This is a genomic window from Proteus sp. fly-1067, assembly GCF_040139345.1.
In the GTDB taxonomy this organism is placed as follows: Bacteria; Pseudomonadota; Gammaproteobacteria; order Enterobacterales; family Enterobacteriaceae; genus Proteus; species Proteus vulgaris_B.
In genome coordinates, this window is sequence record NZ_JBEEUL010000008.1 from 16,381 (window position 1) to 32,032 (window position 15,652).

Sequence of the window (15,652 nt, forward strand, 5' to 3'; positions counted from 1 at the left end):
CACATTTTTATTAACAATTAAGCTGACTCATTTCAGCCTTACTCACTGTCTTTATTAAAAAATTTAACTTTTTTCTATTTGTTAATAAATTTATCACCATTGTATTATTTCATGCCCCATGAAAAAGAGGTATGAAGTAAACATGACATTGGTCACGCTACCTTTTGCTTTTTGTCCTCTAGAATAAAGCCTGATTATTTTTCAACGGAGATTAACGGATGGACAAAAGTAGAAGTCCGATAAAGGTTTTCTTTATTAGTATTCTGGCAGTCCTTTTCTTAATTTTTATTTCACAATACGTGATTGGTAAAAAAGAAATTAAGATTGGCATTGCAGTAATACCTATTCTACCAATGCTCTTTGCTGTCATTATTGGTATGTGTATATCTGCTGGATTTACCCGTAAAAAAATTAAAGTATGGGGTAAATTATTTACAGAAAAAGAAGAAGGCTTCTGCGGTAAAATGGTAGGTTTTAGCCTACTTATTTTAGGTACTCAATATGCAGGGATGATTGTTCCTAATATTAAAATGATTTTAAGTGTCGGCATTCCTTTATTTGTTCAGGAACTCGGAAACTTATTACCAGTATTAATTGCAGTTCCATTAGCGATTAAATTTGGATTTGGTCGTCGTGCAATTGGTGCTTGTTCATCTATTAGCCGTGAACCTTCTATTGCTGTTATTCAAGGTAAGTTTGGTACAGGCTCGCAAGAATATATTGGTGTATTAGCCATTTATTTATGTGGTTCTGTTATTGGTACTTTGTGGTTTAGTGTATTAGGTAGTATTGCTCCATTAACAGGGTTACACCCACTTGCGCTTGCCGCAGGCTCTGGCGTGGGATCTGGTTCAATGTTAAGTGCTGCATCAGGTGCATTAATTAATGGTCTTGATGAAGCTTTAGCACAGCAAGTATTAAGTGTTGCTGCTGCATCTAACTTATTATCATCAGCACTTGGCGCACTGTCATTAACCTATTTAGGTTTACCTCTTTCAGAAAAAATTTATAAAATTTTCACCAGAGGCAAAACTGCATGAAAAATATAATTATTGATATGAAATTTGTATTCGTTGCTATTTTACTGGCAATGTTTACTCAGACGTTAACATCAGGGATCGCTCTTTATGCAATGTGGGATAGCTTTATTGCTATGTCATTAGTGGTATTTATTTCACTCGTTGCAAAACATTATTTACCTTCATCTTTACCAACATTTGCTTATGCAACAATTATCGGAATACTTATTTGTTTACCCGAAACACCAGTGAGAGATTTCTTTATTAGTTCGATTGGTAAAGTCTCTTTCTTATCTTGTTGTGTACCTTTATTAGCATTTGCTGGTTTATCTGTTGGTGGTCAATTAGAAGAACTTAAGAAAATGTCATGGAAAGTTATTCTTATTTTCATGATTGTTTCAACATGTTGTTTCTTTGGAGCATCAATCGTCGCGCAAATTGGATTTACTATCCAGGGAGTTATCTAATGAATAATATTTATAATGTCAGTGAAAAACTCTTTCAATTAAATGACTTTAGTAAAAAAACACGACAAGACTTGCACAAAATACCTGAGTTATCAGGTGAAGAATATAAGACATCAAAGTATTGTCGTGAATTAATGGAAAGTTTTGGTTATCAAATTAAAACTTTTGATGGATATACCGGCTTTACTGCTGACTTAATTGTTAATGCTGAATTTCCATTAATTGCCATCCGTGCTGATATGGACGGATTAGAAATGCCAGACTTAACCAATAATGAACATAGCTCAATTCACCAAGGTTGTGCGCATAACTGTGGTCACGATACTCATATGACCATGGCATTAACCAGTGCAAAATATCTTGCCGAAAATAAAGAAGAGATGAGCGCGAACGTCCGCTTTATTTTCCAAATGGCTGAAGAAGATATGCGTGTTCCTGGTGCTGAAAAAATGGTTGAAATGGGTTGTATGGAAGGCGTTGATGAAACCTACGCACTTCATAATGATGCAGCTATTGAAACGGGTTGTGTACGCTTTAATGATGGCGTGATGTCATCTTATGGCTCAGCATGGACATTAGATGTTTATGGCGTTTCTGCTCATGGTTCAACACCACACAAAGGTTTAGATGCCATTCGCGAAGCAACTCGCCTAATTGATTATATGGATTATGTTGTTGCGAAAAAAACAGATCCATTTAGCCCTGCAGTCTTTGGTTGTGGCATGATCAATGGGGGAACTATCCCTAACGCATTAGCTGACCACGTTCAAGCTCGCGGTACTATCCGTTCTATGGATGAAAATACCGACCAAGTACTGAAAGCTAGTTTTGATGAAATTGTGGCTCGTAGTACGGCTGGTGGATTTAAAACTACATTAAGCTATAGCGGATACCCTGCTGTTGTGAATCATCCAACTGCACATCAGCGTTTATTAGATGCAATGCGTAAATTCTTACCTGAAGAGAATATTGAATCAAACGGTAAGCCAATGACAGGCAGTGAAGACTTTAGCTATATGGTTAATGCGACTAAAGGTAAAGTCGGAGCCATGTTCTTCTTAGGAAGTGGTAACCAAGCGAAAGGAATTAATAATTACCTTCACGCTAATCCTTATTTTGTCGATGATGATTGTTTATTAGTTGGCGCTCAGATCTTTGTTAACATTCTGACTCGCTAATCTTTTATTATTCTGCCCAAAGCCCGTTATTGCCCCCGCACAACGGGCTTTTTCTATTCTGTTATCTATTCTGCAACGCTATTATTGATATTCACAGAGCGTAAATCAGGTAATTCTTGGTAGACCTCTTTACTATGCCATTGGCTTTCCCACTGTTCTGGCATCTGAATAATATTTTTATCAATATGTGGAGCATAAAGAGAAATAAACTCATGCATATAATCCTTCATATGCGTATGTTTACTGACACAAATATGGGTATAACTCGGTTGTACAAGATGATCGATATTTATACATTTTAATGCTCCACTATCTTCCGTTTCATCATAAGAAGCCGTTGCAATAACACCAATACCTAAATGACGCTTAACGTAATATTTAATAATCTCTGTATCCGTTGCTGTTAATGCTACTTTGGGCTTAAGATTATTTTTATAAAATACCTTGTCTAACTTCGATCCTCGCGTAAAACCAAAAACATAAGTAATTAATGGATACTCCGCCATTTGTTCAATAGTAACTTGTTCATCATCTTGTAATTCAGCAAGAGGATGGTCATAAGGAACGAGTAAACTACGTGTCCAGCGATAACAAGGTAGGGTAATTAAATCTTCATACAAGTGCATAGACTCTGTTGCGATAGCAAAATCAACATCACCATTTTTAACCATCTCAGCCAACTGTGCTGGAGCCCCTTGATGAAAATGCAAAGAAATATTCGGGTAATAGCGACGAAAATGGTCAATAACATTGGGCAATGAATAACGAATTTGGGTATGTGTTGTTGCAATATGCAAATCAACTTTTTTATTACGATCTTCTTCAGCCACAATACTTTTAATACGATCAACTTGTCCGAGAATATCACAGGCAATTTTATGCACTTCTTTACCCATTGGGCTTAATGCCAATAAATTATTATTTTTACGGACAAACAGAGATACACTGAGTTCATCTTCTAATATTTTGAGTTGTTTACTAATTGTGGGTTGAGAGGTGTAGAGTTTTTCAGCCGCATTAGTAATGTTGAAATTATTTTTTACGACTTCAACAAAGCTTTTCAGTTGATTAATGTTCATAGAGGTACCTGGGTTAATCTGCACAAATGCGCGGTTAATTATTAATTTTATAAATTTTTATTCTAAATATGCGTAATAGAGAAACTATCTTTAATATCTCTGTCTTGATATCTCATCATACTATCTTGATTTAATCTTATAATAAGCATAGCGAGATCTATTCTATTATCCACACATTCACTTTAACTATTCGAAAGAATAATAAAGCAAAATAAGGTGTTATTATTTTCTACTTATCTATCAACCTTTGTATTATGCACAATACTCATACAAATGCGTTAGCCTGAATCAAAAAAACAATAAATCCACCTAACTCAATGTTATTAAGATAGAATTTTAATTTTACTTTCACGATTTTATTGCAAACACTTTCATTTCACCTAAGCTAAATTTACAATCACTAACACCATAAATTTTACAGAAAAGCAGAATTACGTTATGATAACGATCACATTTTAATACTTAGAGGCTATGTTTTGTTATATCAAAACAACAAAGAAAACTTCCTATTATCTTATTCAATCTCATCTATACTTAATAAATATTCTCTTATCTATTAGCTTAATATCACTATTTAATTTTGGTAGAAGTAAGCTGTTTTTTAGTGAATTTTTATCACTCACTCTTCTCGCTAACAAATAGTCACTTCATTTCTTTTAATTAATTGAATAACAAGAAATTACGAATACCTTAATAAAGGTCACTTAATATGAAAATGAAGAAAAAAAGAAACAAACCACTACAAATCAATGATATAACCATTATTGATGATAGTAAGCTCAAAAAAGCCATCACTGCTGCCGCATTAGGTAATGCCATGGAATGGTTTGACTTTGGTGTTTACGGCTTCCTTGCTTACGTTTTAGGTCAAGTCTTCTTCCCTGGAGCATCACCTGGCGTACAGATGATCGCTGCTCTTGCCACCTTCTCTGTACCATTCTTGATAAGACCATTAGGCGGTGTTGTATTTGGAATGCTAGGGGATAAATTTGGTCGCCAGAAAGTTTTATCTGTCACCATCATTATTATGGCACTCAGTACGTTTGCCATCGGTCTTATCCCTGCGTATGAAACCATCGGTATTTGGGCACCAGTCTTATTATTACTTGCCAAGCTAGCACAAGGCTTCTCTATTGGTGGTGAATATTCAGGAGCTGCAATTTTCGTTGCTGAATACTCACCAGATCGTAAACGTGGATTTATGGGAAGCTGGTTAGATTTCGGTTCAATCGCAGGCTTTGTCATGGGTGCGGGTGTTGTTGTACTTATCTCAACTATTTTGGGTGAAGCCGCATTTCATGAATGGGGATGGCGTATTCCGTTCTTCTTAGCATTACCGTTAGGTCTTATTGGCTTATATTTACGTCATGCTTTAGAAGAAACACCTGCATTCCAACAACATGTTGATGCAATGAATAGCGACGACCGCAAATCTATTCAAGATCCACCTCGTGTTTCATTACGTGAAATCGCATCGAAATATTGGAAAAGTTTAACCGTATGTGTAGGTTTAGTGATTGCCACTAATGTCACTTACTATATGTTATTAACCTATATGCCGAGTTATTTATCTCATAACCTAAACTATTCGGCAGATCACGGTGTGCTGATCATCATCGCGATTATGATAGGTATGTTGTTCGTACAACCTGTAATTGGGTTATTGAGTGACAAAATTGGCCGTAAACCCTTTGTTATTGGCGGTAGTATTGGCTTATTTGTCCTTGCTTACCCTGCGTTTATGATGATTAACAGTGATGAAATCGGTTTAATTTTCTTAGGATTATTAATTCTTGCGGTTTTACTTAACTGTTTTACGGGAGTAATGGCATCTATTTTACCGGCCATATTCCCGACTCATATTCGTTATAGTGCATTAGCAATCGCATTTAATATCTCCGTATTAATAGCAGGTGCAACACCAACAGTAGCTGCATGGTTAGTTGAAGCGAGCGGTGATTTATATATGCCTGCTTATTATCTGATGATTGTTGCCGTTGTCGGTTTGATCACGGGGATTAAGATGATTGAAACTGCCAATAAACCGTTGCGTGGAGCAACACCGGCAGCATCTGATAAATCAGAAGCTAAAGAAATTTTGTCAGAGCACTATGATAGTATTGAACACCGTGTTGAAGATATCGAAGCGGAAATTGAAGCATTGCAGAAAAAACGCCAAGCCCTTATCGATCAACATCCTAAGTTAGATTAAGAGAGGTTACATGCACCCGTCCCCTGTTCATTTAGTTTGGTTTCGTAATGATTTAAGAGTGATGGATAACAAAGCACTCTTTAATGCTTGCCAAGATAAACACGCACAGGTGCATGCCCTTTTCACTATTACGCCTGAACAATGGAGAGCCCATCATATGGCTTTGTCATGTCAGGCGTTTATTCATGATGCATTACTTAATCTTTCGATATCACTGGCACAACTTAATATTCCACTAACATTAGTGATTAGCGACACTTATTCAAATGCCGCTAATGAAGTCGCGCGCTATTGTCAACAACATCAAGTTACTGCGCTTTTTTTCAATCACCAATATGCCTTTAATGAGCAATGCCGTGATAAAAAAGTGACAGAATTACTAGAGAACAAGACAACCGTTTATGCCTATCATGACAATGTGTTTATTCCACCGGGTAATGTAGTCACCCAACAAGGGGAGATGTATAAAGTTTTTACTCCCTTTAGAAATGCATTCTTGCGACTCTTTTTTTCACAAGATAACGCTTCGTTACCTATTCCAGAGATCAGAACACATCAAAAAGCAGTATCACCTTTAAAAGCTCCGCTGTTTTCACTTGAAAATACAAGTTCACCCTCTTTTATCGCCACTGAAGAAGAAGCACTTAAACGCTTAAAACAATTCTGTTATGAAAGCGCCCCACACTATGCAAAATGGCGAGACATTCCTGCAGTTGATGGCACAAGTCGATTATCCCCTTATCTCACTCATGGATTACTGTCTGTTCGCCAATGTTTTAATCGCCTATATCAAACAGAGCCTGATTTTCTAGAAAATAGTGCATCAGGTGCTTTTATCTGGTTTAACGAATTAATTTGGCGAGAGTTTTATCAACACTTAATGGTGACAAATCCCCATTTATGCAAACACATTGCCTTTCAGCTTTGGACAGAAAAAATTAATTGGCGCAATGATAAAGAGGAATTTAATGCTTGGGCACAGGGTTTAACCGGATTTCCTATTATTGATGCAGCAATGCGACAGCTTAATCATACAGGTTGGATGCATAACCGTTTACGGATGCTCACCGCCAGTTTTCTCGTCAAAGATTTATTAATTGATTGGCGGTGGGGTGAACGTTACTTTATGTCCCAACTTATTGATGGTGATTTCGCTTCAAATAATGGCGGCTGGCAATGGGCAGCATCAACAGGAACCGACGCAGTACCTTATTTTCGAATTTTCAATCCCACAACCCAAGGTCGTAAGTTTGATCCCGATGGCAAATTTATTCGTCATTGGCTTCCTGAGCTAGCCAATGTGCCTAGTCGATATATTCACACCCCTCATGAGTGGGCGGCAAAAACTAATAATCCTCTTGATTATCCATTACCGATAGTTGATCACGCCAAAGCACGAATAAGCGCGATTGAGTCTTATGAAGAGGCAAAAAAAGGGTAAGATAGTAAAACTTTATTTATTGATAATTGGCTCAATCTTGTGAAAACACCCCAAATTTCTGTCATCATTCCTATGTTTAATGAAGCGTCTCGTATTACGAGATTATTGGATAGTGTGATCACTCAAACTTTCACCGATATTGAAGTCATTATTATTAATGATGGCTCGACAGATAATAGTGCTGAAATCGCAACGTCTTATTGTCAAAAAGATGCACGTGTGAAGCTTTATCATCAAACTAATCAAGGATTATCCAGTGCAAGAAACACGGGGTTAAAATATGCTCAAGGTGAATGGATAGTTTTTTTTGATAGTGATGATTTTATTAAGCCTGAATTACTCGCACATTGGTATCAACTAGCCGTTACGCAACACGTTGATGTTTTAATTGGCAATGGCGAACGATTCAATCCAAGTGATCTTAAAAAGCACCAAAGACCAATCCATCAACGACAGCCTTATCAAAAAGTCATAAAAGGTAGTGAGTGGATCATTTATGCCGTCGCTCAACATCAATGGCCTCATTTCGTTTGGTTGCAATTAATCCGACATGACTTAATAAAAAAATACCAACTGCAATTTACTGAGGGGCTTTATCATGAAGATATTTTGTGGACAACGCAATTAGCGCTTGTTGCAGAGCGGATAGGTTTTGATAACCAACCTCTCTATTATTACTGTGCTAATCCTGACTCGATTACACGTAAACCCGACCCACAAAAAGAAGCCAAGCGAACACAAAGTTATTTGCAGATAATCTTACAACTATTAAAAGAAGCCGATAAACAATCTGATCAGTTATTAGCAAAAGCACTCCGCCAACAGGCCGTTCGTGAATTAGGCAGTTTTTTTATTCTTTTTCGTAAATGTTGTGATGCAAAAAATCAAAAAATAATCGCAAAACAATTTTCTAGTTACTCTTTATTTTCCTCTCTCAATAAAGGGGTAACTGATTGGCATCAACGCTGGTTTATTTTTCGTGTTAACTGCATTTTATTTATCGCATCTTTAAAATAAATAAGCATAAAAAAAACAGCGCCTAATTAAGCGCTGTTTTTCATTTTTAACTCGCTCAGCACTAACCAGTATTACGCATACCCGCTGCAATACCGGCAATCGTCACCATTAGCGCTTGTTCAATACGGGGATCAGACTCGCTATGAGTACGAGAGCGCTGTAATAATTCAGCCTGAAGTACGTTTAATGGATCGGTATACACATTACGTAGTGCAATAGATTCCGCTACCCATGGTAAATCCGCCATTAAATGCTCATCTTTTGAAATTGCCAAGACACTCTTAATATCATCAGAAAGTTGTTGGCGTAATTTCGCTCCTAATGGCCATAAACGCTCTTCAACTAAACGTTGATCATAATATTCCGCTAACCATAAATCTGCTTTGGCATACACCATTTCCAACATAGCAATACGTGTATTGAAGAACGGCCAGTTCTCACACATATCGTCTAATACCGTTTGTTTTCCGCTATCGATTTCATGCTGTAATGCAGCACCAGCGCCTAACCAAGCAGGTAACATTAAGCGATTTTGTGTCCACGCGAAGATCCACGGGATAGCACGTAATGTTTCAACGCCGCCCGTTGGGCGACGTTTGGCAGGACGTGAGCCAAGAGGTAATTTTCCTAATTCCCCTTCTGGGGTTGCCGCCCTAAAGTAAGGCACAAAGTCTTCTTGCCCTCGAACATAATCACGATACATTGCACAAGAAACGTCAGACAATGAATCCATCACTTCAATCCAAGGGGCTTTGGGCTCTGGTGGTGGCAATAAATTCGCTTCTAAAATCGCGCCAGCATAGTGAGCAAGGCTACTGATTGTCACTTGTGGCAAACCAAACTTAAAGCGGATCATTTCACCTTGCTCAGTTACACGCAGGCCACCTTTCAGGCTTCCCGGTGGTTGAGAAAGTAATGCTGCATGAGCGGGTGCACCGCCACGACCAATAGTACCGCCACGTCCATGAAATAGTGTTAATGTTACACCTGATTTTTCACAGAGCTTGATCAACGAATCTTGAGCACGATATTGTGCCCATGACGCAGCCATCACACCTGCATCTTTTGCAGAGTCTGAATAGCCAATCATCACCATTTGCTTATCATCAATTAAATCGCGGTACCACGGAATATCAAACAAACGCGTCATCACGCTTTCAGCGTTATTTAAATCTTCAAGTGTTTCAAATAACGGAGCAACAGGTAAGCGAATATCCGCACCCGCTTCTTTTAATAAAAGTTTTACTGCTAATACATCAGAAGGCACTTTTGCCATTGAGATAACATAAGACGCGATAGAATCTTTTGGTGATTGTGCAATAACACGGTAAGTCTCAAATACTTCTTGTGTCGGAGCACTAGGCTGCCAATTTGTAGGAATAAGAGGGCGCTTAGAGTTTAATTCTTCTAGTAAGAATGTTTGCTTTTGTTCTTCCGACCAAGTTGCATAATCGCCCAACTCTAAATATTGTGTTAATTCAGAGAGCGCTTCCGTATGATTGGTACTTTCTTGGCGAATATCCAGTTTAACCAGTTGTAAGCCAAAACAACGGATACGACGTAATGTATCCAACAGTTGCCCATTGGCAATAATACGCATACCGCACTGAGTCAGCGATTGATAACACGCATACAGTGGTTCCCAAAGCTCTGCATTATCAATTAATAGCCCTTCAGGTGGTAAAGATTGTTGGCCTTTAATACGTTGTTCTAAATAATCACGAGTCACTTGTAAGCGAGTGCGTAACTGTTTAGCAATTTCACGATAAGGCTCTGCAACATCAGCACCACCCGCCAATTCACGTAATTCAGGTGTACTTTCTGTCATCGAAAGTTCTGAAACAAGGACTTGGATATCATTTAAGAATAAATCAGCGGCTTTCCAACGGCTTAATAGTAAGGCGTGGCGTGTGATCTCAGCTGTAACGTTTGGGTTACCATCACGGTCTCCTCCCATCCATGATGTAAAACGAATAGGTGAGGCTTCTACAGGTAAGTTGTAATCTATCGATTCTTTAAGCTGTTCATTAAATTCACGTAAGAAAGCGGGCACGCCTTCCCATAAACTATTTTCAACAACAGCAAAACCCCATTTTGCTTCATCAATTGGCGTTGGACGGATTTTTCTAATTTCATCTGTGTGCCATGATTGAGCAACTAACTGGCGTAAGCGACGCATAATATTCGTGCGTTCATAATCGGCTAAATCATCATGGTCGAGTTGAGATAAACAAGTATTCACTTCAACCAGCTTATGGATCAGTGTACGACGTGCAATTTCAGTTGGATGCGCCGTTAATACCAGTTCAATAGAGATTTGTTCTACGGCTTCTTTTAATTGTGCATCCGTAAAATTTTTATCTTTCAGTCGAGAGATTAATTTTGCCAATGCCACCGGATTACTCGCGGCTTCACCATGAGGTGAAATGCTATGGTATTGTTCGGCTACATTCGTCAGGTTCAAGAATTGATTGAATGCTCTAGCAACGGGTAATAATTCATCATTAGAGAGATTCTGTAACGTGAGTAACAGCTTTTGTCGCTGTACTTCATTACCCGCTCGTGATGATTTAGATAATTTTCGAATAGATTCAACCTTATCTAAAATTTCTTCACCAAGTGCTTCTTTTATCGTATCTCCAAGTAGCTTGCCAAGCATACTGACATTGCTACGCATAGCAGAATATTGTTGATTCATGAGACTCCTGACCTTGTCTTTGTGGCGGTAACAACATGCATCTTCCTATTAGAAAAGTCATGTCCTCCCAGTTGTGTAATTAACTTTCATTTCTAATGTGACTTTATTTTGATTTTTGTGATAAGCCACACTGCTTTTTTTACTTAGCCTACTATTCATATCAGAAAATAATCGTTTTGGGGGATTTTTCTGAAATTTAATTACGACTTTAGTCTTATAAGAATGGCTAATATTCGTGTTGTTTTGGCTCAATTTTGCCAAGAATAAGGACATTTTTTCGTTTCTTATCTACTAAGAAGAGTTTTTTACTAGAAAGGAGAGAATATATGAAAATTTATCTGGCGAAAAATTTAGATGATTTTTTTTAATATTGATAATTTGTCTGGTCTGTTTTTGCTTTTTAGCTTATTTCTCTGATGTGTTATAGCCAATAGCGCTATCTCATCTCTTTATTTCCTTATCTTTTACATTTTTACTCGATTAAATTTTCCGATTAAAATTTTCATAAGATAAAAATGAATAAAGCGCTGAAAAATCAGCGCTTTAAATTAAGAATAACGAATTGTTTTTTCAGTAAATTAAATTGTCTGTTGTAAAACACGTGGTAAATCGAATTGTACTCTTAATAACGTTCAAACACGTTGTAACTGTACTTCAACTTCCACTCAAGACGCTTAAATTTCACATCATGAGCTACTGACAATAGTTCTCTTTAGCTTGATGGTTCACCTCCGTCATTTCATTTCTTAGTGGGACAATCTGTCTTACTACTTTTGACATCAATCGCTCCTTTGTGACTAGAGATACTTCAAGTATAGCCAATGAATTTAAAAAAATTGAGTGATATGACACAAAAATGACAAAAGGTTATCAGCACAAAATAACTCGCTGATAACCTTAATAAAAAATAAATAATTAAATTATAGTAATTGAGAAAGGCGGTTTAAATCTGATTGAATTGCGCCAGCGGTCACATCTCTTCCTGCTCCCGGCCCTCTTATGACCAATGGGTTATCACGATACCAACGACTTTCAATCGCAAACAAATTATCTCCAGGTAACAATGATGCCAGTGGATGATCTTTTCTCACTGCTTCCACACCCACCTTGGCTTTTCCATTGGCATCAAAACGCGCGATATACCTCAATACCATATCCATTTCATTTGCTGCGGCTAATCGCTGTGCCATCTGCTCATTGATCAACGCGCTGTTATCAAAGAACTCTTCTAGCGACCCCGTTTCAGCTTGTACAGGCACTAAAGATTCAACTCGTACTTGCTCTGGCTCGATGTCATAACCCGCTTCACGAGCAAGAATAACCAGCTTACGCATTACATCTTGTCCTGATAAATCAATTCGCGGATCAGGCTCTGTTAACCCTTGTTGCCATGCTTGTTCTACCAATTCACTAAACGGCACAGAGCCATCAAATTGTAAGAATAACCACGATAATGTACCTGAAAAAATACCACTAATTGATAAAATAGAATCGCCACTTTCACGTAAATCGCGCACTGTATAGTTAATCGGTAAACCTGCGCCTACAGTGGCGTTATATAGCCAATGACGGCCAGTTTTAGAGAAGGCGTCTCGTGTGGTGCGATAGCGCAAACTTGATGCAGAGCCTGCAATTTTATTAGCGCTAATAACATGAAAACCATAGCTGGCAAAATCTTCATAAGATGCAGCAAGGGACTCATTCGCTGTAATATCAACAATCACTAAATCATCATAAGGATGTGCTCTCATCCAAAGATAAAGTGATTCTTCAGTATGTTCTGTTGCTTCTTCATCAAAGAAAGCCAAGGCACGACTAGGATCAATGCCTTGATAATCAAGTAAACTACGGCGACTATCAACGACACCAGCAAGAATAAATTCAAAATCACTGCGTGCGGATAACGGCTCTTGTTCTCGAGCAAAAAGCTCTAACCAACGAGAGCCAATATTGCCTTTACCAAACAGCACTAAACCAATTTGTTTTTCAGCTCTAAATAATGTTTGGTGTAAACCTTGTAATAGATGCTCAGTATAATTGCGCAATACAGCAACTAAGCTGATGTTATCTTCAGCATGCCAAATAAATTCAACCGGTTGATCTTTAAGTTGCTGATAAAAACGGTGGCAATGCAGTGGATTTTTACACACACCGGCCCCAACTAACGCCACTAAAGAAAACCCTTCACGTAAATGTAATTTACCCGGCAAAACTGCATCTTGTAATACATCTAACGCACTGTTAGCCACTTCACTGGTATAACAAAGTTGTAAAAGTTGGCTATCTTTATCCACACCCGTTGCTAAAGGACGAATTTGCGCACGCTTAAGCAATTCATCAACTTCTTTTGCTACTTGCTCAAAATTTTGATGAGAAGAGAGTTGTAGCTCAATTAAACAAACATCGTCATGGCTTGTGACTATCTTAGCGCCAGTTCCTGATGCTAAGACACGTTCTATGCGAGTAGAACCCTGCTCTGGTTGATAACTACAACGAAGTTGCAAATCAATGTTACTACCTGACACGGGTTGCAATGTCCGTGTATGTAAAACTGGAGCGGCTAAACGCGCCAATTCACTGGCTTCATCTAAGCGTAATAAAGGTAATAAGCAGGCATCTTTAACTTTACGTGGATCAGCGCTATATACCCCTGCAACATCACTCCAAATGGTTACTTTTCCGACATCAGCTAACGCACCGACTTGTGTCGCTGAGTAGTCACTACCGTTACGACCCAGTAAAACGGTTTCACCTTGTTGGTTACGACTAATAAAACCCGTTACTACAAAACGGCTTTCAGGATGCTTGGCTAATAGTGATTGCAATAATGGTCGAGATAACGTTTCGTTTACTTGAGGTTGTGCGGCTCTTTCTGCACACAGAAATTCACGAGCGTCTAACCAAACACTCGGTAAACCTTGTTCAGTCAGTAATTTTGCCATTAATTTCGCAGACCAAATTTCACCATGACCGACAACTTCGGCATAAGTCGCATCTGTAATAGGCTTATCAAGCAAATAACTCAAACGTTCGAGATCAGCAATAAAGGATTGAGAAAGAAGTTCGGCATTTTCTTTTGAAAGAAGTCCTTCGATTAAGGATAATTGGTAACGTCGTAATGTTTGCTGAACTTGATGCGCTGAAATGCGATCACTTTGACTTAGTTTGAGCCAGCTAATTAGCTGATTAGTTGTTGAACCTGCTGCTGAAACAACCATAAGATCATTAGGTTGGCTATAGTTTGTCATGATATTCACGACACGTTGATAACATTTTATGTCTGCAAGACTGCTACCACCGAATTTATGTAACTGGCGGCAAATCGGTTCCGCCTGTTGTTTAATTGCCACTACGCTCATGATCCATGGTTACCTTTTAGTTGCTGCATCAAACGCACTTTGCAAATCGTTAATTAAATCCTGACTATCTTCAATGCCTACTGAGATACGAAGTAATGAGGAACTTATTCCTGCTGTTATTTTCGCCTCTTCTGACATACCTGCATGTGTCATCGTGGCAGGGTGACAAATTAAGGTTTCTACCCCACCTAAAGATTCTGCCAGTGTAAAGAGTGTTAATTGAGATAAAAAGAGTTTAATCACTGCCAATCCCCCTTTTAACTCAAAACTTAACATCGCACCGAAACCTTGCTGCTGTTTTTTTGCTATTTGATGGCCTGCATGATTTTCCAGTGCGGGGTAATATATTTTCTCGACTAAAGGTTGTGTCTGTAAAAATGCCACTAATGCCTGTGCATTTTCTTGTTGAAGTCGAATTCGTGGCACGAGTGTTCTTATACCTCGTAATAATAAATAGCTATCAAACGCGCCAGATGTAACACCGATATTATTTGCCCACCAGCTTAACTCCTCAAGCAATTTCTGACTCTGACAGATAACAACACCTGCCACAATATCAGAATGCCCGTTAAGGTATTTTGTGCAGGAATGCACAACAATATCTGCGCCTAATGTTAGTGGCTTTTGCAAAACAGGACTCATAAAAGTGTTATCCGCCACCACTAAAGCTCCTTGATGATGAGCCAATTCGCTGATCTTTCGAATATCCGTTATTCTCAGTAATGGGTTGCTAGGAGTCTCAATAAAAACAATTTTAGGCTTGTGAGCTAAAGCTTGTTGTAATGCGACATCATCATTTTGATCAACAAAAATGACACGATAAGCGCCACGTTCTTGTTGACTATTAAACAGACGATAACTCCCCCCATAACAGTCATGAGGTGCAACAATGACATCACCTGGTTTAAGAAAAACTGTGCAAATTAAATGAATTGCTGACATTCCACTACTTGTGACAACTGCGCCTACGCCACCTTCTAGCTCAGCTAATGCTTTTTGCACCATATCGCGAGTGGGATTGCCACGGCGAGAATAATCATGTTCGCGAGGCTGATTAAATTCTAAAAAATTATAGGTACTAGAAAGATAGATAGGCGGTACTACACAACCAAATTGTGAGTCTTCATTTAGCCCATTATGGATAGCAATTGTTGCTGTTTTCTTCGTCATACAGGCACCTTG

10 protein-coding genes are annotated in these 15,652 nt (G+C 38.3%); 6 read left to right on the forward strand and 4 right to left on the reverse strand.

All coding sequences use genetic code 11. The features are described from left to right. Nucleotides 1-218 precede the first annotated feature (218 nt). From ABN217_RS11910 to ABN217_RS11920, 3 genes are read left to right on the forward strand one after another with little or no spacing between them, the layout of a single operon-like run. Nucleotides 219-1,040, forward strand: a complete 822-nt coding sequence (locus ABN217_RS11910) for a DUF3100 domain-containing protein (protein WP_023583450.1) — start codon at nt 219-221, stop codon at nt 1,038-1,040. Then, a complete protein-coding gene (locus tag ABN217_RS11915; protein WP_006534124.1) occupies nt 1,037-1,486 on the forward strand; it encodes a hypothetical protein in 450 nt (149 codons plus the stop codon). The genes ABN217_RS11910 and ABN217_RS11915 overlap by 4 nt, the downstream gene beginning before the upstream one ends. Further along, a complete protein-coding gene (locus ABN217_RS11920) occupies nt 1,486-2,664 on the forward strand; it encodes a M20 metallopeptidase family protein (protein WP_164525835.1) in 1,179 nt (392 codons plus the stop codon). Before ABN217_RS11915 ends, ABN217_RS11920 begins: the two co-directional genes overlap by 1 nt. 65 nt (nt 2,665-2,729) lie before the next feature. On the opposite strand, the gene ABN217_RS11925 is transcribed toward ABN217_RS11920, so the two are convergent. Continuing rightward, nucleotides 2,730-3,743, reverse strand: a complete 1,014-nt coding sequence (locus ABN217_RS11925; RefSeq protein ID WP_072070616.1) for a LysR substrate-binding domain-containing protein — start codon at nt 3,741-3,743, stop codon at nt 2,730-2,732. A 709-nt stretch (nt 3,744-4,452) separates the two neighbouring features. On the opposite strand from ABN217_RS11925, the gene proP reads away from it, so the two are divergent. Genes proP through ABN217_RS11940 form a run of 3 tightly spaced genes read left to right on the forward strand, consistent with a single transcriptional unit; the run spans nt 4,453 to nt 8,413 of the window. Beyond that, entirely contained in the window at nt 4,453-5,955 is a 1,503-nt protein-coding gene (gene proP / locus ABN217_RS11930; protein WP_196554598.1) for a glycine betaine/L-proline transporter ProP, read from the forward strand. Nucleotides 5,956-5,965: 10 nt separating this feature from the next. Next, entirely contained in the window at nt 5,966-7,396 is a 1,431-nt protein-coding gene (gene phrB / locus ABN217_RS11935) for a deoxyribodipyrimidine photo-lyase (RefSeq protein ID WP_349459443.1), read from the forward strand. A 39-nt stretch (nt 7,397-7,435) separates the two neighbouring features. Beyond that, complete coding sequence (locus tag ABN217_RS11940; RefSeq protein WP_340894623.1) at nt 7,436-8,413, forward strand: glycosyltransferase; 978 nt, start codon at nt 7,436-7,438, stop codon at nt 8,411-8,413. Nucleotides 8,414-8,474: 61 nt separating this feature from the next. Here the strand turns inward: ABN217_RS11940 and ppc are convergent, their stop codons facing one another. From ppc to metB, 3 genes are all read right to left on the reverse strand, one after another. After that, nucleotides 8,475-11,111, reverse strand: a complete 2,637-nt coding sequence (gene ppc / locus ABN217_RS11945) for a phosphoenolpyruvate carboxylase (RefSeq protein WP_349459444.1) — start codon at nt 11,109-11,111, stop codon at nt 8,475-8,477. Between the two features lie 920 nt (nt 11,112-12,031). Further along, nucleotides 12,032-14,470 (reverse strand): bifunctional aspartate kinase/homoserine dehydrogenase II, encoded by a 2,439-nt coding sequence (locus ABN217_RS11950; protein WP_197269682.1) that lies wholly within the window; start codon nt 14,468-14,470, stop codon nt 12,032-12,034. A 9-nt stretch (nt 14,471-14,479) separates the two neighbouring features. Further along, the gene (gene metB / locus ABN217_RS11955; protein WP_349459446.1) at nt 14,480-15,640 is read right to left on the reverse strand and encodes a cystathionine gamma-synthase; all 1,161 of its coding nucleotides are present in this window, start codon (nt 15,638-15,640) and stop codon (nt 14,480-14,482) included. Between the last annotated feature and the right edge of the window lie 12 nt (nt 15,641-15,652).